This window comes from Pseudomonas sp. S3_G06 (assembly GCF_054667565.1).
In genome coordinates this window covers 1,412,930-1,437,679 of record NZ_CP162738.1, presented here as the reverse complement: position 1 = coordinate 1,437,679, position 24,750 = coordinate 1,412,930, and the positions used below count along the sequence as shown (strand labels likewise).

At 61.5% G+C, this 24,750-nt stretch carries 17 protein-coding genes; 9 read left to right on the top strand and 8 right to left on the bottom strand.

Going from position 1 to position 24,750, the window contains the following annotated elements:
- Positions 1 to 180: 180 nt before the first annotated feature.
- From AB4N47_RS06570 to AB4N47_RS06545, 6 genes are all read right to left on the bottom strand, one after another.
- A complete protein-coding gene (locus AB4N47_RS06570; protein WP_341637147.1) occupies positions 181 to 1,383 on the bottom strand; it encodes an HlyD family secretion protein in 1,203 nt (400 codons plus the stop codon).
- A 15-nt stretch (positions 1,384 to 1,398) separates the two neighbouring features.
- Complete coding sequence (locus AB4N47_RS06565; protein ID WP_341637146.1) at positions 1,399 to 2,868, bottom strand: efflux transporter outer membrane subunit; 1,470 nt, start codon at positions 2,866 to 2,868, stop codon at positions 1,399 to 1,401.
- Positions 2,858 to 3,340, bottom strand: a complete 483-nt coding sequence (locus tag AB4N47_RS06560; RefSeq protein WP_341637145.1) for a MarR family winged helix-turn-helix transcriptional regulator — start codon at positions 3,338 to 3,340, stop codon at positions 2,858 to 2,860. The genes AB4N47_RS06565 and AB4N47_RS06560 overlap by 11 nt, the downstream gene beginning before the upstream one ends.
- A 248-nt stretch (positions 3,341 to 3,588) precedes the next feature.
- Positions 3,589 to 7,263 (bottom strand): translocation/assembly module TamB domain-containing protein, encoded by a 3,675-nt coding sequence (locus tag AB4N47_RS06555; RefSeq protein WP_341637144.1) that lies wholly within the window; start codon positions 7,261 to 7,263, stop codon positions 3,589 to 3,591.
- The gene (locus AB4N47_RS06550) at positions 7,260 to 8,987 is read right to left on the bottom strand and encodes an autotransporter assembly complex protein TamA (protein ID WP_016775302.1); all 1,728 of its coding nucleotides are present in this window, start codon (positions 8,985 to 8,987) and stop codon (positions 7,260 to 7,262) included. Before AB4N47_RS06550 ends, AB4N47_RS06555 begins: the two co-directional genes overlap by 4 nt.
- 66 nt (positions 8,988 to 9,053) lie before the next feature.
- On the bottom strand, positions 9,054 to 9,704 hold the full coding sequence (locus AB4N47_RS06545) for a GNAT family N-acetyltransferase (protein WP_041477100.1): 651 nt from the start codon (positions 9,702 to 9,704) through the stop codon (positions 9,054 to 9,056).
- A gap of 260 nt (positions 9,705 to 9,964) precedes the next feature.
- Between AB4N47_RS06545 and xthA the strand changes: the two genes are divergently transcribed.
- Both xthA and AB4N47_RS06535 read left to right on the top strand, forming a co-directional pair.
- Complete coding sequence (gene xthA, locus AB4N47_RS06540) at positions 9,965 to 10,777, top strand: exodeoxyribonuclease III (RefSeq protein ID WP_071172918.1); 813 nt, start codon at positions 9,965 to 9,967, stop codon at positions 10,775 to 10,777.
- A gap of 189 nt (positions 10,778 to 10,966) precedes the next feature.
- On the top strand, positions 10,967 to 12,301 hold the full coding sequence (locus tag AB4N47_RS06535) for a phosphate ABC transporter substrate-binding/OmpA family protein (RefSeq protein WP_341637143.1): 1,335 nt from the start codon (positions 10,967 to 10,969) through the stop codon (positions 12,299 to 12,301).
- 138 nt (positions 12,302 to 12,439) lie between these two features.
- Here AB4N47_RS06535 and AB4N47_RS06530 read toward each other — a convergent pair whose 3' ends face one another.
- On the bottom strand, positions 12,440 to 13,669 hold the full coding sequence (locus AB4N47_RS06530; protein ID WP_016775307.1) for an acyl-CoA dehydrogenase: 1,230 nt from the start codon (positions 13,667 to 13,669) through the stop codon (positions 12,440 to 12,442).
- A 170-nt stretch (positions 13,670 to 13,839) separates the two neighbouring features.
- Here AB4N47_RS06530 and AB4N47_RS06525 point away from each other — a divergent pair, with 170 nt between their 5' ends.
- The 3 genes from AB4N47_RS06525 (at position 13,840) to AB4N47_RS06515 (ending at position 16,413) form a co-directional block, all read left to right on the top strand.
- Positions 13,840 to 14,769 carry a LysR family transcriptional regulator gene (locus AB4N47_RS06525; protein WP_056788837.1) on the top strand — a complete coding sequence of 310 codons (930 nt, stop codon included), beginning with the start codon at positions 13,840 to 13,842 and terminating at the stop codon, positions 14,767 to 14,769.
- 198 nt (positions 14,770 to 14,967) lie between these two features.
- Complete coding sequence (locus tag AB4N47_RS06520) at positions 14,968 to 15,366, top strand: MerR family transcriptional regulator (RefSeq protein WP_039763349.1); 399 nt, start codon at positions 14,968 to 14,970, stop codon at positions 15,364 to 15,366.
- 147 nt (positions 15,367 to 15,513) lie between these two features.
- Positions 15,514 to 16,413: a hydroxymethylglutaryl-CoA lyase gene (locus tag AB4N47_RS06515; RefSeq protein WP_122691939.1), complete on the top strand. Its 900-nt coding sequence runs from the start codon at positions 15,514 to 15,516 to the stop codon at positions 16,411 to 16,413.
- 655 nt (positions 16,414 to 17,068) lie between these two features.
- Here AB4N47_RS06515 and AB4N47_RS06510 read toward each other — a convergent pair.
- Complete coding sequence (locus tag AB4N47_RS06510; protein WP_341637142.1) at positions 17,069 to 18,766, bottom strand: AMP-binding protein; 1,698 nt, start codon at positions 18,764 to 18,766, stop codon at positions 17,069 to 17,071.
- Positions 18,767 to 19,066: 300 nt separating this feature from the next.
- Here AB4N47_RS06510 and AB4N47_RS06505 point away from each other — a divergent pair, with 300 nt between their 5' ends.
- The 4 genes from AB4N47_RS06505 (at position 19,067) to AB4N47_RS06490 (ending at position 24,717) form a co-directional block, all read left to right on the top strand.
- Positions 19,067 to 20,230 carry an isovaleryl-CoA dehydrogenase gene (locus tag AB4N47_RS06505; protein WP_460154442.1) on the top strand — a complete coding sequence of 388 codons (1,164 nt, stop codon included), beginning with the start codon at positions 19,067 to 19,069 and terminating at the stop codon, positions 20,228 to 20,230.
- A gap of 107 nt (positions 20,231 to 20,337) precedes the next feature.
- Entirely contained in the window at positions 20,338 to 21,942 is a 1,605-nt protein-coding gene (locus tag AB4N47_RS06500; RefSeq protein WP_056788823.1) for a carboxyl transferase domain-containing protein, read from the top strand.
- 13 nt (positions 21,943 to 21,955) lie between these two features.
- The gene (locus AB4N47_RS06495) at positions 21,956 to 22,768 is read left to right on the top strand and encodes a gamma-carboxygeranoyl-CoA hydratase (protein WP_460154441.1); all 813 of its coding nucleotides are present in this window, start codon (positions 21,956 to 21,958) and stop codon (positions 22,766 to 22,768) included.
- Positions 22,768 to 24,717, top strand: coding sequence for an acetyl/propionyl/methylcrotonyl-CoA carboxylase subunit alpha (locus tag AB4N47_RS06490; RefSeq protein ID WP_341637139.1), 1,950 nt, complete (start codon positions 22,768 to 22,770; stop codon positions 24,715 to 24,717). Before AB4N47_RS06495 ends, AB4N47_RS06490 begins: the two co-directional genes overlap by 1 nt.
- Positions 24,718 to 24,750 lie beyond the last annotated feature (33 nt).

The following is a 24,750-nucleotide window of genomic DNA, read 5'->3' as shown; positions in this document are numbered from 1 at the left end:
GAACACAGCCGGCCCTGTGGTAGCAGGCCCTTGTGGCGAGGGGATTTATCCCCGCTGGGTCGCGAAGCGGCCCCTCTTTTGGCTCAGGAAAAACGGGCCTGCTGCGCAGTCCAGCGGGGATAAATCCCCTCGCCACAGATAACCCCTCACCACAGAGCCCGCTTCTGATCCGGTGTGCTCTCAGCGCTGTGCGGTCTTGCCTGCTGCTGCGCTGTTGTCGTGAATCAACTGGGCAATCATCGCGTCCGCTTCGGCCAGTTGGCGCTCGTACACGTTGGTGCTGAACGAGGCTTTTTGCGGCGGTTGCTGGGCCAGTACCGGGCCGCTCTGGTCGTGCAGATTGACCTCGACATTGGTCGACAGACCGACACGCAGCGGGTGCTTGGCCAGTTCTTCGGCATTGATGTGGATACGCACTGGCACGCGCTGGACGATCTTGATCCAGTTACCGGTGGCGTTCTGTGCCGGCAGCAAGGCAAATGCGCTGCCGGTACCGGCGCCGAGGCTGTCGACGGTGCCGCTGTATTTCACGTCGCCGCCATAAATATCGGCCTCGATATCCACTGGCTGACCGATGCGCATGTCACGCAGTTGGGTTTCCTTGAAGTTGGCATCGATCCACAGCTGATCCAGCGGAATCACCGCCATCAACGCGGTGCCCGGCTGCACACGCTGACCGAGCTGCACGGTGCGCTTGGCGACGTAACCGGTGACCGGCGCGATCAACGTGCTGCGCGCATTGGTCAAGTAGGCCTGACGCAGATCGGCAGCCGCCGACATTACGTCCGGATGGGACGAGACCACGGTGTCGTCGACCAGTGCGCTGGTGGTTTTCAGTTGCTGTTTGGCGTTGGCCAGAGCGTTCTGCGCCGAGGTCAGGTCGTCGCGGGCGTGGGACAGCTCTTCCTGGGAAATCGCCCCGCCCTGGGCGAGATTTTTCCGCCGGTTGTAGTTGTCCTGGGCCTTCTGCACTTCGGCCTGCTGCGCGTTGACCTGGGCTTTCATGCCATCGACGTTGCTATACAGGCCGCGCACCTGACGCACGGTGCGCGCCAGTTTCGCCTTGGCACTTTGCAGGCCGACTTCGGCATCGTTGGGGTCGAAGTTGACCAGCACCTGGCCTTCCTGGACCAGATCCCCGTCATCGGCGCCGATGCTGACCACGGTGCCGGTGACCAGCGGTGTGATCTCTACCACGTTGCCATTGACGTAGGCATCGTCGGTGCTTTCGTTAAAGCGCCCGATGAACTCGTGATAGGCCCAGACGCCGGCAATGGCGAGCAGGACGACCACGGCGAGGGCCAGCAGCATCACCTTGCGTTTGCGCGGGTTGCCGGTGTCCGGGGTGTTGTCTTGAGCTTGGGTGTTTTCGGCAGTGGCCATGACAAATACCTTGAATTAGTAGTGCGACGAGGCTGGGCTGGCGTTGGCTGCGTTCAGGTTTTCACCCTGAAAGCCGCCGCCCAGCGCTTGCATCAGTTGAATCGACAGGTCGATCTGCTCGGCATTGAGGGTCGCCAGCTGACGCTGGGCCTGGAGCAATTGCTGCTCGATGCTGAGCACGTCCAGGTAGTTGCCGATGCCGGAACCGTAACGCTGGACGACGGTGTTGTAAGAATCCTGAGCAATGTCGGTGGCGTGTTGCTGCGCGCCGATCTGCCGGCCGATATCGCGCAGCTGATTGATGGTATCGCCGACATCGCCGAGGGCTTTCACCAGACTTTTGTTGTACTGCGCCACCGCCAGATCGTAATCAGCGTCGCGCGCATCGAGGTTGGCGCGCAGGCGTCCGCCATCAAAAATCGGCAGCGACACGGTCGGCGCGATGTTGAAGAAGCGGCTGGCCGAACCGAACATCGCATCACCCAGCAACGACTCGGCGCCGGCCGAGGCCGACAGATTGAGGTTGGGATAGAAACGGGTTTTCGCCGCATCGATGTCTTTGCTCGCCGCTTCGACACGCCAGCGTGCCGCGACCAGATCCGGGCGGCGGCCGAGCAGTTCCGCCGGCAACACCGACGGCACCACCACGGCGCTGGCTTGCAGGACTTTCGGTCGAGCGATTTCGTTGCCACGATCCGGGCCTTTGCCGAGCAATACCGCCAAGGCGATTTTCGCGCTGTTCAGGCGTTTTTCCGCGTCGATCAGGCTGGCCTGAGAACTGGCTTCCAGACTCTGGGTTTGCTGAAACTGGTACTGGCTGTCGATTCCCGAACTCAAGCGGCGCTGGCTGAGGTCGAGCATTTGCCGGGTGCGCTTGAGGTCTTCGCTGGCGAGGTCGTAAACGATGTGCGCCTGACCGAGATCGCTATACGCACGGGCGACGTCAGCGGCGAGGGTCAGCTGCGCGGCCTGACGGTCGACTTCAGCAGCGCGAGCCTCGCCGAGTGCGGCTTCCCAGGCATCGCGCTGGCCGCCCCACAAATCGAAGTTGTAATTGAAACCGGCGCTGACATTGCGCACCGTTGCATAGGCACCGCCCTGCCCCAGCGGATCCTGATCACGAGCCAGCCGCGAACGGCTGATGCCAGCGCTGGCGTCGAGGGTCGGATAACGCTCGGCATCGGCGGCATAGGCGGCGGCACTGGCCTGATGAGCGCGGGCTGCGGCGATCTGCATGTCCGGGCTGTCGTGCAGGGCTTCGCGGATCAGACCGTCGAGTTGCGGATCACCGAGGCTGCTCCACCAATCGCTTTTCGGCCACGCCGCTGGCGACAGGGTGACGCCATCGAGAGACTGCGCTGTCTTCAGGCTCTTCGCGTCGAGGCGCTGGCCTTCAGTGTCGAGGCCGCTGTAGTTGGCGCAACCGGCGAGGATCATCGCCGACAACAGCAGCATCAGACTGCTGCGCAAAGTGTTAGCGCTCATTGTGATCACCTAGACGCTGGATGGTGATCGGGTCACCGGCGGCCAGCAGGATTTTCTTGAGGATGTATTCCAGGGTTTTCAGCTCTTCGCGGGAGATCGCGCCGGCCAGTTCATTCATCGCATCGGCACCGATGTGCGGCAGACGATCAGCCAGTTGCTGGCCCTGCTCGGTCAGTTTCAACTCCACCTGACGGCGGTCGCCTTCGCTGCGCTGACGAATCAGGAACGCTTTCTGCTCGAGACGATCGAGCATGCGCGTCATCGACCCGCTGTCCAGCGAAAGATGCCGGCACAGCTCGGCCGGGGTGTCGACGCCGAACTGGGCCATGATGATCAACACTTTGAACTGCGCGGCGGTGATGCCGTGGGGTTCCATGTGGGTATCGATGATCCGGTCCTTGAGCAACGCGGCACGGCCGAGCAACAGGCCGAGGTGGCAATGTTTGAATTCTTCCGGGGTGAAATGCTTCATGGCTCGACCTGATAACTGCCTAGGCAGTGAATGTATGTCGAGATGTTACTGCTTAGGCAGCGAATGTCAACGCAATAGTTAGGGGGCTAGGTAATTAATCACTGACCGGCCACGCGGGATCGTTCCCACGCTCCGCGTGGGAATGCAGCCGGGGACGCTCTGCGTCCATTTTTGAGAGCGGGGACGCAGAGTGTCCCTTGAGGCATTCCCACGCAGAGCGTGGGAACGATCATTGAAGGGAGCGAGGGCTAGAAATCCCGCTTGTAGAAGATATCCAGCGAGCTCGCCACGCCGCTCGCCGCTTCGACGTAGACCTTCTTGCTCAGCTTGTAGCGCAGGGCGATGGTGCTGGCCGGTTCGAATACACCCACTCCATAGCGCAGGCTGAGTTTTTCCGAGATGTTGCCGCTGGCGACGACGCTGGTGTCGTTGCCGCTGCCTTGGGTGTCGAGTTGGAAGTCCTGAATACCCAGATCCTTGGCCAGACCACTGGTGACCCCAGCGCTGCCCATCAGGCCCAGGCCCAGCGCGGCTTGCGCGAGCATATTGTTATCTTCGCCGCCGGTACTCAGCGGACGGCCCAGCACCAGGTACGACAGCGCCTGTTCCTGACTCATCGCCGGTTCGGAGAAGATCTGCGTGGTCGGTTGTTCGGCGCTGCCGCTCAGGCGAATACCGGCGATGACGTCGTCGGTCTGACGGATCGCTTCGATGTCCAGATACGGCTGGTCGATGGGACCGGCGAACAACAGACGCGCGCGACGCACCGTCAGGCGCTGGCCGTAGGCGCGATAGCGGCCGTCGTTGAGCCAGAGTTCGCCACGGGTGTCCATGTTGTCGCCGATGTGCACCTGACCTTGCAGATTCGCGGTCAGGCCGAAACCGGCAAAGCTCAGCTTGTCCTGGCCGACGATCACGTCGATGTCCATTTTCATCGCGATCGGTGGTTTGCCTTCCTCGGTCTGCGCACCAACGATGATCGTGTCGTCGGAGACTTTCACGGTTGATGGCGGCAGCTCGCGCACGGTGATTTCGCCTTTCGGCACCAGCACCTTGCCGGCAACTTTCAGCTCATCGCCGGCCATGGAAATCTTCAGGTCCGGGGCCATTTCCAGTTTGGCGTAGGGTTCGACGCTGACCGGCAATTGCGTGCCCTTGAGCGCCAGATCGACCACCAGTGCCTGACCCCAGGCGACGTTGCCGTTGAGACTGCCTTTGCCAGTCTTGCCGCTGTCCCAGCCACCGTCCAGGCGCACCGATTCGCCGGCGATCGCCGCCGTCAGTTGCAGGTTCTGCAGCTCCATCGGCAGTTCGGCGCCGGACACCTCGCCGTCGCTGAGCTGCACGGTGCCGTTGACCAGCGGTGCGAGCAGGCCACCGGAAATAGTGCCGCTGCCGTTGAGCCGGCCGGTGAGTTTTTCCACCATCGGCACGAACGGCCGCGCCACCGATAGATCGAGGCCGGAAAGGCGGAACGAGCCGCTCAGCGGTTTGTTTTTCGGCAGCGGATTGAGCTGCGCCTGGACCAGCAATTCGCCGAGTTTGCCGCCGACAAAATTGAGCTCGGTGTCGACGCGCTTGGGCGTGAGCTTGCTGCTGAGTTTGAGGGTCTGGTAGGGGAAATCCAGCCAGCGATCCTTGTCGCGCACGCGCAGGGTGCCGCCGCTGGCATCGACACCGACCACGCCGTTCGGGCCGCTCGCCGGCAAGTCCAGTTGCAGGTCGGCGTTGAGTCGGCCCTGCCAGGCGAAGTCCTTGGGCAACCATTGCGCAAGGCTTTCGATCGGGAATTGCTTGAGGTGATAACGCAGCTTCGGCTCGGGCATCAGGCGCTGATCTTCGCCACACAGGCTGGCGTTGCCGGACAGCCAGCAATGCGCGCCGAAATTGATCTGACCGTCCGCCATGCGTTCCAGCTTGGCCGGGCTTTGCAGCTTCCAGTCCTGGCCACCGGCCTGAATGTCGCCACTGGCCAAGCGTCCGCGCCAGTTGCCCTTGTCCAGATTGCCGTCCAGCCCCAGCGCCAGTTTCAGCTTCGGTCCGATCAGGTCGAGGTTGAGTTTCTGGCTTTTGATATCGCCCTGAGCACTGGCGGTCAGGGTGCCCAACGAGGTATCGCCAGTCTGAATGCCGCTGCCTTTGAGATTGATCTTCGCCCGCTGCGCACTGTCGAGCGTGGCGTCGAGGTTGAGGCTTTGCAGGCGATTGTCCTGGAAGGCCAGTTGCGAACCTTGCAGATCGAGCTTGCCTTGCGGCGCCTCCAGCGTGCCGGCGACGTTGACCTGACCGTTGACCTGACCGCGCAATTGCGGCCACAGCTGGGCGAGACGCGGCAGCTTGATGTCGATCTGCCCGCCGAGTTTGTCCTGCAGGCTGCCCTTGCCGTTGATGCTGTTATCGCCGAGGCGGATCTGCAGGGCGTTGAGGTTCCACCGCTCGCCCGCGCCGTCAGCCTTGGCCTGCAGGACCGCCGGCTGACCGCGCAATTTGCCTTTGAGGTCGAGGTCGGCGCTGAGGCTGAGCTGATCATTCTTCATCTCGCCTTTGCTCTGCAACGGCCCGGCCAGAGTGCCCGGCAGTTCGGCGACCCAGTACGCCGGGTTGAGCGCCGACAGATCCAGCGCGGTATCCCAGGCGATGCCGTCGGCGAAGCGCACATTGACGTGCCCTTCGGCCTTGCCCTGCCCGGCCTGCATGACCAGTTGCGGCAAAGCGATCTGTTCCAGACTGCCGCTGAACGGACTGCTCAAGGTGAACGCGCCGGCCGGGCCATCCAGCGCCGCGTCGAAATTACCGAGGTACTGGCCGTCGGTGTAGGACACTTCGCCAGTGAAAGTACGCAGCGCGACTTGCGGCTCGTCGATTTCCGGATAGAGCCGGTGCCACGGGAAGTCTTGCCAGTTGATATTGGCCTGGGCGCTGAGGCCCTTGCTCCAGTCGACATTGCCGGTGAGCTTGAGGCTTTGCGTGTCGTTGGCGTTGAGGTCGAGGCCGGCGATCTGCGCGCCATTGGCGTCAACCTTGCCCTTGAGCAGCAGCGCCACCGGTGATTTCTCGGCGGGCAGCGTGGCATTGCCGAGCAGTTGATAACCGTTTTTCAGGTCGCCTTCGCCCGTGAGCACAAGCTGATTGAATTGCAGGGTGTCCGGCAGATCGGCGCTCGGCTTGAACGCGTCGCTGGTGATGCGCAGCTTGGCCGGCAGGTTTTCCGCCAGCGCTTGCAGTTCACCGTTCAACTGGCCGTCGAGGTAGCCACGGCTGTCGGCGTGCAGGTTGAGGGTTTTCAGCAGATCACCTTCAACTTTCAGCGCCAGCGTCCACGGCTCTCTGCCGGGAGAAGGCAAAGTCAAATCGCCCTGAATCGTCAGCGGCCAGTTGCCGCTCGGTTGCAGCAGGCCGGACAGGTTCAGGCTGAGCTCGTCGCGCTGCAATTTCACGCTGTCGATCTGCAGGCCCTGAGCGGTCCAGTGCGCCGCCAGTTGCAAGCCCTTGAGCTGTTCGCTGCCGTTGAACAACAGGCTGCCGACTTCGACATCGCCCAGTTCAATGGCCAACGGCAATTGCAGGTCCGGCAGTGTGATCGGGCCGCTCTCGGTGGTTTCTTCGCTCGGCGGGAATTGCAGGATTACCTGATCGGCCTTGAGCTGATCGATGCACAAGGTCATGCGCGTCAGGCACAGTGGCGACCAGGCGAAGATCGCCTTGTTCAGCTCGACTCGGCTGGTGTCCTGCTGCCACACCAGGTGATCGGCGCTCCACTGCCCAGCGAGGCGACCGTGGAAATTCTCCACGCTCAGGCCCGGCACCAGGCCCAGCGCCCAACGACTGCCGGCCTGCGTGCCAAGTAGTGCGGAGATACTCAAGACGATCAACACGACCAGCGCCAACAGCGTCAGCGCCGTAATTTTCACACCACGCTTCACAGCTCAGGCCCCATGGAAAAGTGCAGCCGGATGCCGCCGTCGTCGTCCAGCGCATGGGCCAGGTCAAGGCGGATCGGCCCAACCGGCGAGACCCAGCGCACACCCACACCGACCCCGGTCTTGAGGTCGGGCAGTTCGAGTTTGTTGAAAGAGTTGCCTTGGTCGACGAACGTCGCGACCCGCCATTTTTCGGCGATCGAGTATTGATACTCGACGCTGCCAGCCACCATGTAGCGACCGCCAATCCGTTTGCCATCGGAATTTTTCGGCGACAGGCTCTGATAGTCGTAACCGCGCACGCTCTGATCGCCACCGGCAAAGAAGCGCAGCGATGGCGGAATAGAGTTGTAGCCGTTAGTGGCGCTGCCGCCGACCTGCACGCGGCCGAGCAAGCGGTGCTTGTCGAACACCGTGGTCAGGCCTTTGACCAGCGCGGTGCCATATAAAAGGTTGTTGTCCGAACCGAGGCCTTCCTTGGCCACTTTGCTTTCGAAGCTCAGGCGATAGCCGTTGCGCGGGTCGATGCGGTTGTCACTTTTGAGGTACGAATAACTGATGCCGGGCATCAGCAGCGTGCTCAGGCCGGAGTCGTCGCCGAGTTCGTATTCTTCACGTTGCCATTTCAACGAGATCACCCGCTGCCAGCCGCTGGGCAACTTGCTGTGCCATTCCGGGCCGAAGGTCAGCAGCTTGCTGAGGGTGTCGGAGCCTTCGATGTCTTCGAACTGATAGCCGCCGGCCCAGCGCAGTTTGTCGGTCAACGGCGGGTCGAGCGGAATGTCATAGAACAGCCCGACGTTTTGGCGTGGCGCGGAAAGCTCGGCCTCCCAGCCATAGCTGTCGCCCTGCGGGTTGACCCAGTGGCGCGTCCAGTTGGCCTTGATCCGTGGCCCGACGTCGGTCGAATAACCGAGGCCCAGGCCCATGGTGCGCGGCTTGCGCGTGTCGAGTTTGACGGCGACCGGAATCACATCGTTCTGCGCTGCCGTCGGTGCTGCATCGACGCGCACGCCTTCGAAATAGCCGCTCGATTGCAGGTCGCGGTTGAGTTCGGCGATCAGTTCCGAGTCGTATGGCTCGCCTGCCTTGAACGGCACCATGCGTTGCAGCAGGTCTTCGTCGAACGGCGTGTCGCCCTCGAAGCTGACTTTGCCCAGCGCATAACGCGGGCCGCTGTCGTAGATCAATTCGATGTCGGCCACGCCCGCGCGCGGATCGACCATGAGTTTCTGGCTGGTGAAATGACCGCTGAAGTAACCGAAGCGCGAGGCCTGGTTCTGGATCACTCGTTTGGCGTCTTCGTAACGGCCATGGTTGAGCACGGCGCCGGACTTGAGCAGGTCGCTTTTCGGTACGCGAAAGGATTTCAGCGAGGCCGCCGGGCCATCGACACGCACGGTGACGTTGCGCAGGCGAATCGGCTCGCCGGGATCGATGTTCAGCACCAGACGCGGTTTTTCCCCGCCCTTGACGTCACTGTCGATCTGCGGCTGATAGTAGCCCAGCGCCTGCGCCGCTTTGCGCGCCTGCTCTTCGGCACCGCGACTGAAACGCAGCAAGGCTTCTTCGTCGCGATCGCCGAGGCTGCCGATATAGCCTTCTATATTGGCCTTGAGTTCATCGTTGGACGGCTTGATCCGTACATCCAATTCACTTTGCGCCAGCGCCGCGCAGCTGGATAACAGCATCAGCACGCCGCTGGTAAATCTTCGTGGAAACTTCATAGGCGCGGATGCTATCACGGGCTCGGGAGCCTGATAGAACAGGTAATTTGTGAAGAAGTTCGATCGTTATCCCGTTGCTGTTTGTAACACCTGCGGATTGGCGTGGAAAAATACGTGTTCGCGCACCGGCCCGACGGCAACCTCGCCGATCTCCTGATAACCCTGCCTTTTATAGAATTCCAGGTAGCGTGGGTTGCCGGTGTCGAGCACCACCCCTTGCGAGGTTTCATCGACGGCACACCAGTTGTGCACGGCAGTGAGCAACTGTTCGCCGTAGTGCTTGCCCTGAAACTGCGGGTGAACGCCGAGCAGCGGCAGCATGTGCACCGAGTCACCCGGCACGCACGCGGCGACGGCATCGTGGTATTCCAGATAACGCCGGGTGCAGCGAAAACCGGTGCTGAGCACCATGCGCAAGCGCCACGCCCAGCTCTCGGTAACGCCCAAGCGCCGTTGCGGCGGTGCGATCAGGGCAATGCCGATCAGGCGGTCGTTGACCAGCAGGCCGATCGCCGGCAGGTCCTGGAGAAAATGCTGTTTGACCAACTCGCGCACCGTGGCGCGCACGCGCTGTTCGTAGCCGGGACGCTCGGCTTCGAACAGGTAGCCGAAGGTCGGCTCGTGGCGATAGGCCTGATACAGCAACGAGCGGGCTTCGCGTGAATAGCCGCGGTCGAGCATGTGGATGTCGGCGACGGCGGTCTGGGTTTCAGGCATTGCAGTGATTCTCCCCGGGGGCGCGCTCGGAGGCTGGCGCGCTTGTTGGTACGAACCTTGGGCGGGTGATGTGGTTCCCCTCACAGGTATAGACCAAGTCGGGATCTTCATCGATCTTGCCGGCCTCTTCGCGAGCAGGCTCGCTCCCACACAGGCGCTGCATAGGGCGTCACAAATCCCACAGGGCAAAATGATTTGTCCCACACTGGCCCATCTCCCCCATGTCAGCTAGCATCGCCCTTTTGCCAGGACTGCCGACCATGAAGATTGTTTCCTTCAACATCAACGGACTGCGTGCCCGTCCGCATCAGCTGGCAGCGCTGATCGAAAAACATCAGCCCGACGTGATCGGCCTGCAGGAAACCAAGGTCCACGACGACCAGTTCCCCCACGAAGACATCCGCGCCCTCGGCTACCACGTGCACTTCCATGGCCAGAAGGGCCATTACGGTGTCGCCCTGCTCTCGCGCAACGAACCGATCGCCATCCATAAAGGCTTCGCCACCGATGAAGAAGACGCGCAGCGGCGCTTCATCTGGGGCACTTTTGCCGATGCCAACGGCGTGCCGGTGACGATCATGAACGGCTATTTCCCACAAGGTGAAAGCCGTGACCATCCAACCAAATTCCCCGCCAAGGAGCGTTTCTACAGCGATCTGCAAGCGCTGCTGGAAAGCCAGTTCCACAATGAACAGCCACTGGTGGTGATGGGTGATGTGAACATTTCCCCGGAAGACTGCGACATCGGCATCGGCCCGGACAACATGAAGCGCTGGCTGAAAACCGGCAAATGCAGCTTCCTGCCGGAAGAACGCGAGTGGATGGCGCGCCTGAAGAATTGGGGCCTGACCGACAGCTATCGGCACCTCAACCCCGACGTGAGCGACATGTTCAGCTGGTTCGATTATCGCAGCCGTGGTTTCGAAGATGAGCCGAAGCGTGGTCTGCGGATTGATGTGATTCTGGCGTCCCATGGCCTGCTGCCACGGGTCAAGGATGCCGGCGTGGACTACGAACTGCGCGGCATGGAAAAACCGTCGGATCATGCGCCGATCTGGCTTGAGCTGAGCTGATCCAGCCTGAGGGAATTTTCATTGTGGGAGCGAGCCTGCTCGCGAATGCGGTGGATCAGCGACGAATTTTTCGACTGACACGCCGCCTTCGCGAGCAGGCTCGCTCCCACAGATAATCCCCTGTCATATTTCGGTCACGCGCCTGACTTAATCTCCCCGGCAATCCCCTTGGCTTGATTCGGTGCCGGAATGACCCTGCGTGTTCTCTGCGTTTTCCTGTTGAGTGGCTGGCTGTCGGTGTCCGCCGCCGCCCTGCCGATCCCCGAAAACGGCCCGGCATTACGCATTCAGGGCTCCAACACCATCGGCGCCGAACTTGGCCCGGCGCTGGTCGAAGGCCTGTTGCAGGAACAAGGCCTGCTGAAAATCCACCGCGAAACCCCGGACACCGCCAACGAACAACGCATCGTTGGCCAGACCGCACAAGGGCAACGCGTAATCATCGAAGTCGCCGCCCACGGTTCCAGCACCGGTTTCGCCGCGTTGAAAAACGCCAGCGCCGATCTGGCCGCCTCTTCCCGTGAGATCAAGGACAGCGAACTGCTTGCCCTGCAAGCCCTCGGCGATCTGAAGAGCCCGGCGGCCGAGCAAGTCATTGCCATCGACGGCCTGGCGATCATCCTCAACCCGGCCAACCCGCTTGAGCAGTTGAACACCGAGCAACTGTCGCGGATTTTTGCCGGCGAAGTGAAAACCTGGGAAGAGCTCGGTAGCCGTGGCGGCGCCATTCATTTATATGCGCGGGATGATCAGTCCGGGACGTACGACACGTTCAAGGAACTGGTCCTGAGCCGGCGTGGGAAAAGTCTCAGCAGCGCGGCGAAACGCTTCGAATCCAGCGAGCAATTGTCCGACGCCGTCAGCGCCGATCCGCAAGGTATCGGCTTCATCGGCTTGCCTTACGTGCGTCAGGCCAAAGCCGTGGCGATTGCCGATGGCGCCTCGCAAGCGATGCTGCCGCTGAACAGTCTGATCGCCACCGAAGATTATCCGCTGTCGCGGCGCTTGTTCTTTTATTTACCGCCGGACAGCCAGAATCCGTGGGCGCAGGCGTTGGCAACGTTCGCGCAAAGTCCAGAGGGACAGGCGATCGTCGCGACTAGCGGTTTTGTCAGCCAGACCGTGCAAGCCATGAGCGTGGCGCCGAATGCGCTGATGCCCGAGGGTTACCAATCCCTCAGCCGGCATGCCCAGCGTCTGACAGTGAATTTCCGTTTTGCCGAGGGCAGCGCCAGTCTGGACAACAAGGCGCGGCAGGATCTGGCGCGGGTGCTCGACTATATAAAGCGCCATGGCAAGACCGAACGGGCGGTGACGCTGGTGGGGTTTGGTGATTTGAAGGATGACCCGGCGCGGGCTGATCTGGCGTCGAAGCTACGGGCGATGGCGGTGCGGCGCGAGCTGGTCAAAAACGGTGTGGTCATGCGCGAAGTCCGTGGCTTCGGCGCACTGATGCCGGTGGCGACCAACAGCGCGGATGAAGGGCGGATCAAGAATCGGCGGGTTGAGGTTTGGGTGTATTGATCCTGACGCCTGATCGTTCCCACGCTCCGCGTGGGAACGCATCCCGTGACGCTCCGCGTCACAGTGGACGCAGAGCGTCCGTGGCGGCATTCCCACGCAGAGCGTGGGAACGATCAGACTGGGGGAGGTGACGCGGTGTTACTGGCCGCTGCGGAGCATCTCCTTCGGCACATACTTGCCGATCTCGAACTTGCCAATCGCCGCGCGGTGCACTTCGTCCGGGCCGTCGGCCAGACGCAGGGTGCGCTGCATCGCATACATATAGGCCAGCGGGAAATCGTTCGACACCCCTGCCCCGCCGTGCATCTGAATCGCCCGGTCGATCACCCGCAAGGCCACGTTCGGCGCGACGACTTTAATCTGCGCAATCTCGCTTTTCGCCACTTTGTTGCCGACGGTGTCCATCATGTACGCCGCTTTCAACGTCAGCAGACGCGCCATGTCGATTTCCATCCGTGAGTCGGCGATCTTGTCGATGTTGCCGCCCAGACGCGCCAGCGGTTTGCCGAATGCGGTACGGCTGACCGAGCGTTTGCACATCAGTTCCAGTGCACGCTCGGCCATGCCGATCGAACGCATGCAGTGGTGAATGCGGCCTGGGCCAAGGCGACCCTGAGCGATTTCAAAGCCGCGTCCTTCACCGAGCAGGACGTTTTCGTACGGCACCCGAACGTTATCGAACAGCACTTCGGCGTGACCGTGCGGTGCGTCGTCGTAACCGAACACCGGCAGCGGCCGGACGATCTTCACCCCGGGGGTATCGACCGGCACGAGGATCATCGAGTGCTGGGCGTGACGCGGCGCGTCGGGGTTGCTCAGGCCCATGAAGATCAGAATCTTGCAGCGCGGATCGCAGGCGCCGGAGGTCCACCACTTCTTACCATTGATCACCCATTGATCGCCATCGCGCACGGCTCGGGCGGCCATGTTGGTCGCGTCGGAAGACGCCACATCAGGCTCGGTCATGGCGAACGCCGAACGGATCTCGCCGCGCAGCAGCGGCTCGAGCCAGCGCTGTTTCTGCTCTTCGTTGGCGTAGCGCACCAATACTTCCATGTTGCCGGTGTCCGGCGCCGAGCAGTTGAACGGCTCCGGCCCCAGCAGGGAACGGCCCATGATTTCCGCCAATGGCGCATATTCGAGGTTGCTCAGGCCGGCGCCCAGTTCGGACTCAGGCAGAAACAAATTCCACAGCCCTTCAGCCTTGGCCTTGGCCTTGAGCTCTTCCATGATCGCGGTCGGCTGCCAGCGATCGCCCTCGGCGACCTGGCGTTCGAACACCGCTTCGGCCGGGTAAACGTAAGTGTCCATGAACGCAGTCACGCGCTCACGCAGTTCCTGAACCTTGGGCGAATAAGCGAAATCCATGGGTAGTTACCTTCTCGGGCAGAGGTTGTTCAAGTCATGCAATCGATGCTAGAACAGCGCTGATCATTTACCTAGCCTATTCTCGGCGTGTATAAACATTCATCACCAATATATGATCCGCTGATCGTCAGCCCAAAACACTTGCACTTAATAACAAGAGAAGCCGCGTTATGAATCTGAGCAAGGTCGACCTGAACCTTTTCATCGTCTTCGACGCGATCTACACCGAAGCCAACCTGACCCGCGCCGGGCAGATTGTCGGCATCACCCAGCCGGCGGTGTCCAACGCCCTGGCGCGGTTGCGCGAAACCTTCAACGACCCGCTCTTCGTGCGCACCGCTCAGGGCATGGTGCCTACGCCGATGGCGCAGAACATCATCGGCCCGGTGCGCAACGCCCTGTCGCTGCTGCGCGTGTCGGTGCAGGAAAGCCGCATTTTCAACCCGGCGCAGGCGGCCAAGACTTACCGCATCAGCATGACCGATCTGACGGAAGCAATCATTCTGCCGCCACTGTTCCAGCGCCTGCGCCGCCTGGCGCCAACGGTGATCATCGAAAGCTTTCTGTCGAAACGCCGGGAAACCACCAAGGAACTCGCGGCCGGGCGTCTGGATTTCGCCGTGGATGCTCCGCTCAATACCGACCCGCAGGTGCGCCACGTCAAGCTGATGGACGACCGTTATGTCTGCGCCATGCGCAAGGGCCATCCGATGGCGGGCAAGGAAAAACTCAGCCTCGATGACTACCTGTCGCTGACTCACATCCATATTTCCAGCCGCCGCAGCGGGCTGGGTTATGTCGATCTGGCGCTGGGCAAAATGGGCATCCAGCGCAAGATCGCCCTGCGCTCGCAGCACTATCTGATGGCTTCGCAAGTGATGCAGCAGACCGACATGGTCATGACCGTGCCGGAACGCTTCGCCCGCCGCCATGATTTGCAGTCGTTCAATTTGCCGGTGAATGATGTGCCGTCGGTGGAAACGCATTTGTACTGGCACGAAAGCACCGACCAGGACCCGGCCAACCGCTGGATGCGCGAGCAGATGATCGAGTTGTGCCAACAGGTGACGGCGCAGGAGAAGAAGCTGGAGAAGGTGTAGGGCTTTTTTACCGCGTTATCGTTCTTCGCGAGCAGGCTCGCTCCCACATTCGACTGCATTCCTTCCGGTGAAATGCAATTCAGTGTGGGAGCGAGCCTGCTCGCGAATAGGCCGGCAAACGCAGCGAGGATCTTGAGCCTTGACGTAAACGTAAACCACCGATTAGCTTAGCGCCATGCCCATTTTCCGAGCGCTTTCATGAGCAGTCAGACCTACAGCATTTCCGACCTCGCCCGCGAGCTGGACATCACCACCCGGGCGATCCGCTTTTATGAAGAGCAAGGCCTGCTCAGCCCCGAGCGTCGTGGCCAGGAACGTATCTATTCGCCGCGCGACAAGGTCACTCTGAAGCTGATCCTGCGCGGCAAGCGCATCGGTTTTTCCCTGGCCGAATGCCGCGAGCTGATCGAACTCTACGACCCGTCCGGCGGTAACACCAAACAGCTCAACAGCATGCTGGCGAAAATAAGCGAACGCCGCGAACAGCTCGAACAGCAGCTGCTGGATATCGAACAGATGAAGCTCGAGCTGGACACTGCCGAAGAGCGCTGCGTACAGGCGCTGGAGCAGACGCTCAAGAGCCAGCAGGCGGTCTAGCCCACACTGGCGCCCCTGTGGGAGCGAGCCTGCTCGCGAATGCATTCTGTCATCCAACATTAACGGTGACTGATCCACCGCTTTCGCGAGCAGGCTCGCTCCCACAGGGTTCTTCGTGAACTCAAAAAAAACAGGCAGGTCCCACCCATGTCCCTCCCCTCCCAAGTACGCCTGATCGAAGTCGGCCCGCGCGATGGCCTGCAGAACGAAGCCCAGCCGATCAGCGTCGCTGACAAGGTGCAACTGGTCGATGCGCTGAGCGCCGCCGGGCTTGGCTACATCGAAGTCGGCAGTTTCGTCTCGCCGAAATGGGTGCCGCAGATGGCCGGATCCGCCGAAGTGTTCGCGCAGATCCAGCGCAAACCCGGCGTGACCTACGGTGCACTGGCGCCGAACCTGCGCGGTTTTGAAGACGCGCTCGCCGCCGGGGTCAAGGAAGTCGCGGTGTTCGCCGCCGCCTCCGAGGCGTTCTCGCAGCGCAACATCAATTGCTCGATCAGCGAAAGCCTGGCGCGGTTTGCGCCGATCATGGAAGCGGCGAAACAACACGGCGTTACCGTGCGCGGTTACGTTTCCTGTGTGCTGGGCTGTCCGTATGAAGGCACGGTTGCGCCGGAGCAAGTGGCGATGGTCGCGCGCGAGCTGTACGCGATGGGCTGCTATGAAGTGTCGCTGGGCGACACCATCGGCACCGGCACGGCCGGCGCGACCCGGCGCCTGTTCGAGGTGGTTTCGGCGCAGGTGCCACGGGACAGACTCGCCGGGCATTTCCACGACACCTACGGCCAGGCCATGGCCAATATATATGCCAGCCTGCTCGAAGGCATTGCGGTGTTCGACAGCTCTATCGCCGGCCTCGGCGGCTGCCCGTACGCCAAAGGCGCGAGCGGTAACGTTGCCACCGAGGACGTGGTGTACCTGCTCGATGGCCTGGGCATCGAGACCGGTATCGATCTGGACGCCTTGATTGCCGCGGGCCAGCAGATCAGCGCAGTGCTCGGCCGTCCGAGCGGTTCGCGGGTGGCCAAGGCGCGCAGCGCGCAGTGAGGTGTTACCGCTGCGTCAGCGATGTGGGCAAAAGCGAGTAACACGGAAACAAATTGTCTGGCTTTGCCTGGAGTCGAAAAAGCCTTAAAAAGTTATGTTGTTGATTTATAAAGGCTTTTAAAAGTTGGCACGACACCTGCTATCTCTATCGCATAACAAGAATAAAAAGCCGCAAACCAATAAAAACAAGACGAAACGACTCTGACATAACAAGAACAACACGGCAGAGACGCAGCTAACAGATTTTTTTGGAGAAGGTGTGCTTTTCAGGGTGCTCTAAGGAGTGACCCGCAACCGGGCAGAGAACAATAAAACTACCCTCAGGTAGCTCCCGAATCGGTTGGATCGTTAAACGAGAAAGCAGATCAGCGCTCAAAAAAATACGTTTGCTCTTGACCCCGGATGGGGGTCGCCAAAAAGCTGTACAGGGCCACGGTTGCCAAAAACAACAACAGACCGACCCTCAATAATAAAAAGAGCACGCAACGACAAATTAAAGGGGAGCTTCGGCTCCCCTTTGTGCTTTCTGTGATTCGTCTCTCTATCACTGCATCCCTGTGGGAGCGAGCCTGCTCGCGAAAACGGTGTATCAGACACATTTGCGCTGAATGACACACCGCATTCGCGAGCAGGCTCGCTCCCACAGAAGACGTGGTTATCGGTCGATTGTTTTCAGCTCCTCGATACTGATCTCGCGCATCCTGAATTTCTGGATCTTCCCCGTCACCGTCATCGGAAACGCGTCGACGAATTTGAAGTAACGCGGTGTCTTGAAGTGGGCGATGCGTTCCTTGCACCAGGCTTGCAGCTCCAGCTCCGAGGCGCTGTGGCCGGGGTGGAATTTGATCCAGGCGACGATTTCCTCACCGTAGCGCGGGCACGGAATGCCGATCACCTGCACGTCGGCCACCGCCGGATGAGTGAAGAAAAACTCCTCCAGCTCACGGGGGTAAACGTTCTCACCGCCACGAATGATCATGTCCTTGTTCCGCCCGGCGATGTTGACGTAACCCTCATCGTTCATGCTCGCCAGGTCGCCGGTGTGCATCCACCCCGCCTCATCAATGGCTTCGGCGGTGGCCTGCGGGTTGTTCCAGTAACCGAGCATCACGCTGTAACCGCGCGTGCACAATTCGCCAATGGTGCCGCGCGGCACGAGGTTGCCGGCGGTGTCGATGATCTTGCTTTCCAGTTGCGGCTGGGTGCGCCCGACGGTGGTGACGCGCAATTCCAGCTCATCCTCCGGCCCGGTCTGCAGCGACACCGGGCTGGTTTCGGTCATGCCGTAGGCGATCTGCACTTCGCTCATGTGCATCTCGTTGATGACCCGGCGCATGACCTCGATCGGACAGGTGGCGCCAGCCATGATCCCGGTGCGCAGGCTCGACAGGTCGAAGGTCTGCCGCTGCGGCTGATCGAGCATGGCGATGAACATGGTCGGCACACCGTACAGCGCCGTGGCTTTTTCTTCGGCCACCGCTTGCAGGGTCAGCGCCGGATCAAAAGCGTCGTTGGGGTAAATCATCGTGCTGCCATGGGTGACGCAACCGAGGTTGCCCATGACCATGCCGAAGCAGTGATACAGCGGCACCGGAATCACCAGACGATCGGCCGCCGTCAGGCCGAGGCTTTCGCCGACCATGTAGCCGTTGTTGAGAATGTTGTAGTGACTAAGGGTTGCGCCCTTGGGGAAACCGGTGGTGCCGGAGGTGTACTGGATGTTCACCGGTTGATCGAAATGCAGGCTGGCACTGCGTTCACGCAATTGATCGGGCGAGACGCTGACCGCTAGATCGCTGAGCTGCGACCATGGCAGAAAACCGGGCGGCGGATTCGCATCGAGGCTGATCACGCCGCGCAGCTCCGGCAGGCGTTCGCTGCGCAGCTGACCGATGGCGTGCTCGGCCAATTCTGGCGCCAGGCCCTGGAGCATTTCGTGGTAATTCGAGGTTTTGAATGCTCCGGCGCAGACCAGCCACTGACAGCCGGATTGCTTGAGCACGTACTCGAGTTCGGAGCAGCGATAGGCCGGATTGATATTGACCAGGATCACGCCGATCTTCGCCGTGGCGAACTTGGTGATGCACCACTGCGCGCAATTCGGTGCCCAGATGCCGAGGCGATCGCCGGTCTGCAAGCCCAGCGCGAGTAAGGCTCTGGCCTGCTCATCCACCGCCTCGGCCAGTTGCCCCCACGAATACCGCAACCGTTGATGGCGCACCACCAAAGCCTCGCCGTCCGGGTATTGCGCGACAGTCTGATCGAAACGCTGACCGATGGTCATCGCCAGCAGGGCTTTGTCCTGAGAGCCACGGGTGTAGCTGCGCTGCAGGTTTGCACTGGGTTGATCCATGACGACCCCTATTGTCTTTATTAGTGGGTTTTCCCGGTTTTGAATCCCTGTGGGAGCGAGCCTGCTCGCGAATACGCTGCGTCATTCACCCTTTAGGGCGACTGAGACAGCGCTTTCGCGAGCAGGCTCGCTCCCACCAGAAACAAACCGATATCTGATCCTGAACTGCCCTTACTCTCGCCCAAGTTGACGCTTACGTAAAGGCGATTGACAGTCGACCTCTGGAAGCTTTACGTTAACGTAAAGCTGAACGCCGATTCGTCGTGCGCTCCACCCGATAAAAAAGCCAAAAGGTGCCTCATGAGCTATCCATCCCTGAATTTCGCCCTCGGTGAAACCATCGACATGCTGCGCGATCAGGTGCAGTCCTTCGTCGCCGATCAGATCGCCCCGCGTGCCGCGCAGATCGACCACGACAACCTGTTCCCCGCAGACATGTGGCGCAAATTCGGTGACATGGGCCTGCTCGGCATCACCGTGGCGGAGGAGTACGGCGGCGCAGGTCTGGGTTACCTCGCGCATGTGGTGGCGATGGAAGAAATCAGCCGTGGCTCGGCGTCGGTGGCGTTGTCCTATGGTGCGCACTCCAACCTTTGCGTCAACCAGATCAACCGCAACGGCAATCACGAACAGAAAAGCAAATACCTGCCGAAGCTGATCAGCGGCGAGCACGTCGGCGCCCTGGCGATGAGCGAGCCCAACGCCGGTTCCGACGTGGTCTCGATGAAACTGCGCGCCGACAAACGCGGCGACCGCTTCGTCCTCAACGGCAGCAAAACCTGGATCACCAACGGTCCGGACGCCAATACCTACGTGATCTACGCCAAGACCGACCTGGAAAAAGGCCCCCACGGCATCACCGCGTTCATCGTCGAGCGTGACTGGAAAGGCTTCAGCCGCAGCAACAAGTTCGACAAGCTCGGCATGCGTGGCTCCAACACCTGCGAGCTGTTTTTCGATGACGTCGAAGTACCGGAAGAGAACATCCTCGGTGTGCTCAACGGTGGCGTGAAAGTGCTGATGAGCGGCCTCGATTACGAACGCGTGGTGCTCTCCGGCGGCCCGACCGGAATCATGCAGTCGTGCATGGACCTGATCGTGCCGTACATCCACGACCGCAAGCAGTTCGGCCAGAGCATCGGCGAATTCCAGCTGATCCAGGGCAAAGTCGCCGACATGTACACCCAGCTCAATGCCAGCCGCGCCTATCTGTACGCGGTGGCCCAGGCCTGCGAGCGCGGCGAAACCACGCGCAAGGACGCGGCCGGGGTGATCCTCTACACCGCCGAACGCGCCACGCAAATGGCCCTCGACGCGATCCAGATTCTCGGCGGCAACGGCTACATCAACGAATTCCCCGCCGGCCGCCTGCTGCGCGACGCCAAGCTCTACGAAATCGGCGCCGGCACCAGCGAGATCCGGCGCATGCTGATCGGCCGCGAACTGTTCAACGAGACGAAATGAATCTCGTCAGCTGCAAGCCGCAAGCTACAAGCTGCAAGAGAACCACGCTCTCGCCCCAACTTGCAGCTTGCCGCTTGTAGCTAGAAGCTGCTTACGGAGTAAGCCCCATGATTCTGCACACTCAGCTCAACCCGCGTTCAGCGGAGTTCGCCGCCAACAGTGCGGCGATGCTCAAACAGGTCGACGCGCTGCACACCCTGCTCGCCCAAGTGGCGCAGGGTGGCGGCGTCAAAGCTCAGGAACGCCACACCTCGCGCGGTAAATTGCTGCCGCGCGAGCGCATCAATCGCTTGCTCGATCCGGGCTCGCCGTTTCTCGAAATCAGCCAACTGGCGGCTCACGCCGTGTATGGCGAAGACGTCCCGGCTGCCGGGGTGATCGCCGGGATTGGTCGCGTTGAAGGCGTGGAGTGCATGATCGTCGCCAACGATGCGACGGTGAAAGGTGGCTCGTATTACCCGCTCACCGTGAAAAAACACCTGCGCGCGCAGACCATCGCCCAGCAGAATCGCCTGCCGTGCATTTATCTGGTGGACTCGGGCGGCGCCAACCTGCCGCGTCAGGACGAAGTGTTTCCGGATCGCGAGCACTTCGGGCGGATCTTTTTCAACCAGGCCAACATGAGCGCCATGGGCATCCCGCAGATCGCCGTGGTCATGGGTTCGTGCACCGCTGGCGGCGCGTATGTGCCGGCGATGGCGGACGAGGCGATCATGGTGCGCAACCAGGCGACGATTTTCCTCGCCGGCCCGCCGCTGGTGAAAGCCGCGACCGGTGAAGTGGTCAGCGCCGAAGACCTCGGCGGCGCCGATGTGCATTGCAAGACTTCTGGTGTGGCCGACCATTATGCCGAGAACGATGAACACGCCCTCGCCCTCGCCCGCCGCAGCGTCGCCAACCTCAACTGGCGCAAACTCGGTGAGGTGCAGCAGCGCACGCCGATTGCGCCGCTGTACGCCAGCGACGAGTTGTACGGCGTGGTTCCGGCTGACGCCAAGCAGCCATTCGATGTGCGCGAAGTGATTGCGCGGCTGGTCGACGGCTCGGTGTTCGATGAATTCAAAGCGCTGTTCGGCACCACGCTGGTCTGCGGTTTCGCTCACCTGCATGGCTACCCGATCGCGATTCTGGCGAACAACGGCATCCTCTTCGCCGAAGCCGCGCAGAAAGGCGCGCACTTCATCGAACTGGCCTGCCAGCGCGGCATCCCGCTGTTGTTTCTGCAGAACATCACCGGTTTCATGGTCGGCCAGAAATACGAGGCCGGCGGCATCGCCAAGCACGGCGCGAAACTAGTGACCGCGGTGGCCTGCGCCAAGGTGCCGAAATTCACCGTGATCATTGGCGGCAGTTTCGGTGCCGGCAACTACGGCATGTGCGGGCGCGCTTACGATCCGCGTTTTTTGTGGATGTGGCCGAACGCGCGGATCGGCGTGATGGGCGCCGAACAGGCCGCAGGCGTTCTGGTGCAGGTCAAACGCGAACAAGCCGAACGCAGCGGTCAGGCGTTCAGCGCCGAGCAGGAGACCGAGATCAAGCAGCCGATTCTCGACCAGTACGAAGAACAGGGTCACCCCTACTATTCCAGCGCGCGGCTGTGGGACGACGGCGTCATCGATCCGGCGCAGACCCGCGACGTACTGGCCCTGGCCTTGTCCGCGTCGCTGAACGCGCCAATCGAACCGAGCCGCTTCGGCGTGTTCCGGATGTGATGGGGAGAATCTGATGAACGACTTCAATACCCTCGAACTGCAAAACGACCCACGCGGTTTCGCGACGCTATGGCTCAATCGCGCGGAGAAAAACAACGCCTTCAACGCCGAGATGATCCGCGAACTGATCCTCGCCCTCGACAAGGTGGCCAGCGATTCGAGCCTGCGCTTCCTGCTGCTGCGCGGGCGCGGCAAGCATTTCAGTGCCGGTGCCGACCTGGCGTGGATGCAGCAATCAGCGGAACTCGATTACCACACCAACCTCGACGACGCCCGCGAGCTGGCCGAGCTGATGTACAACCTCGCCAAACTGAAAATCCCCACGCTGGCCGTGGTTCAGGGCGCGGCGTTTGGTGGCGCGCTGGGCTTGATCAGTTGCTGTGACATGGCGATCGGCGCCGATGACGCGCAGTTCTGCCTGTCGGAAGTACGCATCGGTCTGGCACCGGCCGTGATCAGCCCGTTCGTGGTGCAGGCGATCGGTGAGCGGGCGGCGCGGCGTTATGCGCTGACCGCCGAGCGCTTCAGCGGGCAGTGGGCGCGGGAGATCGGCTTGCTCGCCGAAAGCTATCCTGCGGCGGAACTGGAGCAACAGGTCGAACAGTGGATCGACAACCTTTTGCTCAACAGCCCGGCCGCGATGCGCGCCAGCAAGGACTTGCTGCGCGAAGTCGGCAACGGCGCGCTGACCCCGGCCCTGCGCCGCTATACCGAAAATGCCATCGCGCGGATTCGCGTCAGCCCTGAAGGCCAGGAAGGCTTGCGCGCCTTCCTGCAAAAACGCCCACCGAACTGGCAAGCCGCATCCACCAAGGAGTCGCGTTGATGAGCGCACCTGTGATTACCACCCTGCTGGTGGCCAACCGTGGCGAAATCGCCTGCCGGGTTATGCGCACCGCCAAGGCCTTGGGCCTGACCACCGTCGCCGTGCACAGCGCCACCGACCGCGATGCGCGGCACAGCCGTGAGGCCGATATCCGTGTGGATCTGGGCGGCAGCAAGGCTGCCGAGAGTTATCTGCAAATCGATAAATTGATCGCCGCCGCCAAGGCCAGCGGTGCCCAGGCGATTCATCCCGGCTACGGCTTTCTATCGGAAAACGCCGGATTCGCCCGCGCCATCGAAGGCGCCGGGCTGATCTTCCTCGGCCCGCCCGCCTCGGCCATCGATGCGATGGGCAGCAAATCCGCCGCTAAGACGCTGATGGAAAAGGCCGGCGTGCCACTGGTGCCGGGCTATCACGGCGAGGCGCAGGACCTCGACACCTTCCGCGAAGCCTGCGAACGCATCGGTTATCCGGTGCTGCTCAAGGCCACTGCGGGGGGTGGCGGCAAAGGCATGAAAGTGGTCGAGGATGTCAGCCAACTCGCTGAAGCCCTCGCCTCGGCGCAGCGCGAAGCGCAATCGTCGTTTGGCGACTCGCGGATGTTGGTGGAAAAGTATTTGCTCAAGCCACGTCATGTGGAGATTCAGGTGTTCGCCGATCAGCACGGCAACTGCCTGTACCTCAACGAGCGCGATTGCTCGATCCAGCGCCGTCACCAGAAAGTCGTCGAAGAAGCCCCGGCGCCGGGTCTGACGCCCGAGTTGCGCCGGGCAATGGGCGAAGCGGCCGTGCGTTCGGCGCAGGCGATCGGTTATGTCGGCGCCGGTACCGTGGAGTTTTTGCTGGATGCGCGCGGCGAGTTTTTCTTCATGGAGATGAACACGCGGCTGCAAGTCGAGCACCCGGTGACCGAAGCAATCACCGGGCTGGATCTGGTCGCCTGGCAGATTCGCGTCGCCCGTGGGGAAGCGCTGCCGATCACCCAGGCGCAGGTACCGCTCAATGGTCACGCGATCGAAGTGCGTTTGTATGCCGAAGATCCGGCGAATGATTTTTTGCCGGCCACCGGGCGTCTGGATCTGTACCGCGAATCGGCACAGGGACCGGGGCGGCGGGTAGACAGCGGCGTTGAGGAAGGTGACGCGATATCGCCCTTCTACGATCCGATGCTCGGCAAGCTGATTGCCTGGGGTGAAGATCGCGAGCAGGCACGCTTGCGTCTGTTGAGCATGCTCGACGAGTTTGCGATTGGCGGGCTGAAGACCAACATCAATTTCCTGCGCCGGATCATCGCGCATCCGGCGTTTGCGGCGGCAGAGCTGGATACCGGGTTTATTCCGCGCTATCAGGAGCAATTGCTGCCAGCGCCGGGCACGTTGAGCGATGAGTTCTGGCGAGCGGCGGCGCAGGCATTTGCGCAGAGTTTGCCGAAGCGTGCGCGGGCGGATGATCCCGCCTCGCCCTGGTCTTGCGGCAGTGGTTTGCGCGCAGGTTTGCCGGCGCAAATCACCTTGCACTTGAGCTGCGAGGGACAGGATCGCGCGCTGACTTTGGGCTCTGCGGCCTCTGCGACACTGCTGGGCGAAGCGCTGGTCGTCGAGCATGACGGCGTGCGCCGCACATTGCGGGCGATGCGTCAGGGTGGCGCGTTGTATCTGGAATGGGACGGCGAGTTGCGGCGCATCGAAGCGTTCGATCCGATCAGTGCCGTTGAAGCCAGCCACAGCCATCAGGGCGGTCTGACCGCGCCAATGAACGGCAGCATCGTGCGCGTGCTGATCGAAACGGGACAGTCGGTTGAGGCCGGGGCGCAACTGGTGGTGCTTGAAGCCATGAAGATGGAACACAGCATCCGCGCGCCGCATGCCGGTGTGATCAAAGCGCTGTATTGCCAGGAAGGCGATATGGTCAGCGAAGGCAGCGCTTTGGTTGAACTGGAAGAGGGATGAAATAAAAGGATCGATCCTGGCCTTGAGCGAGGA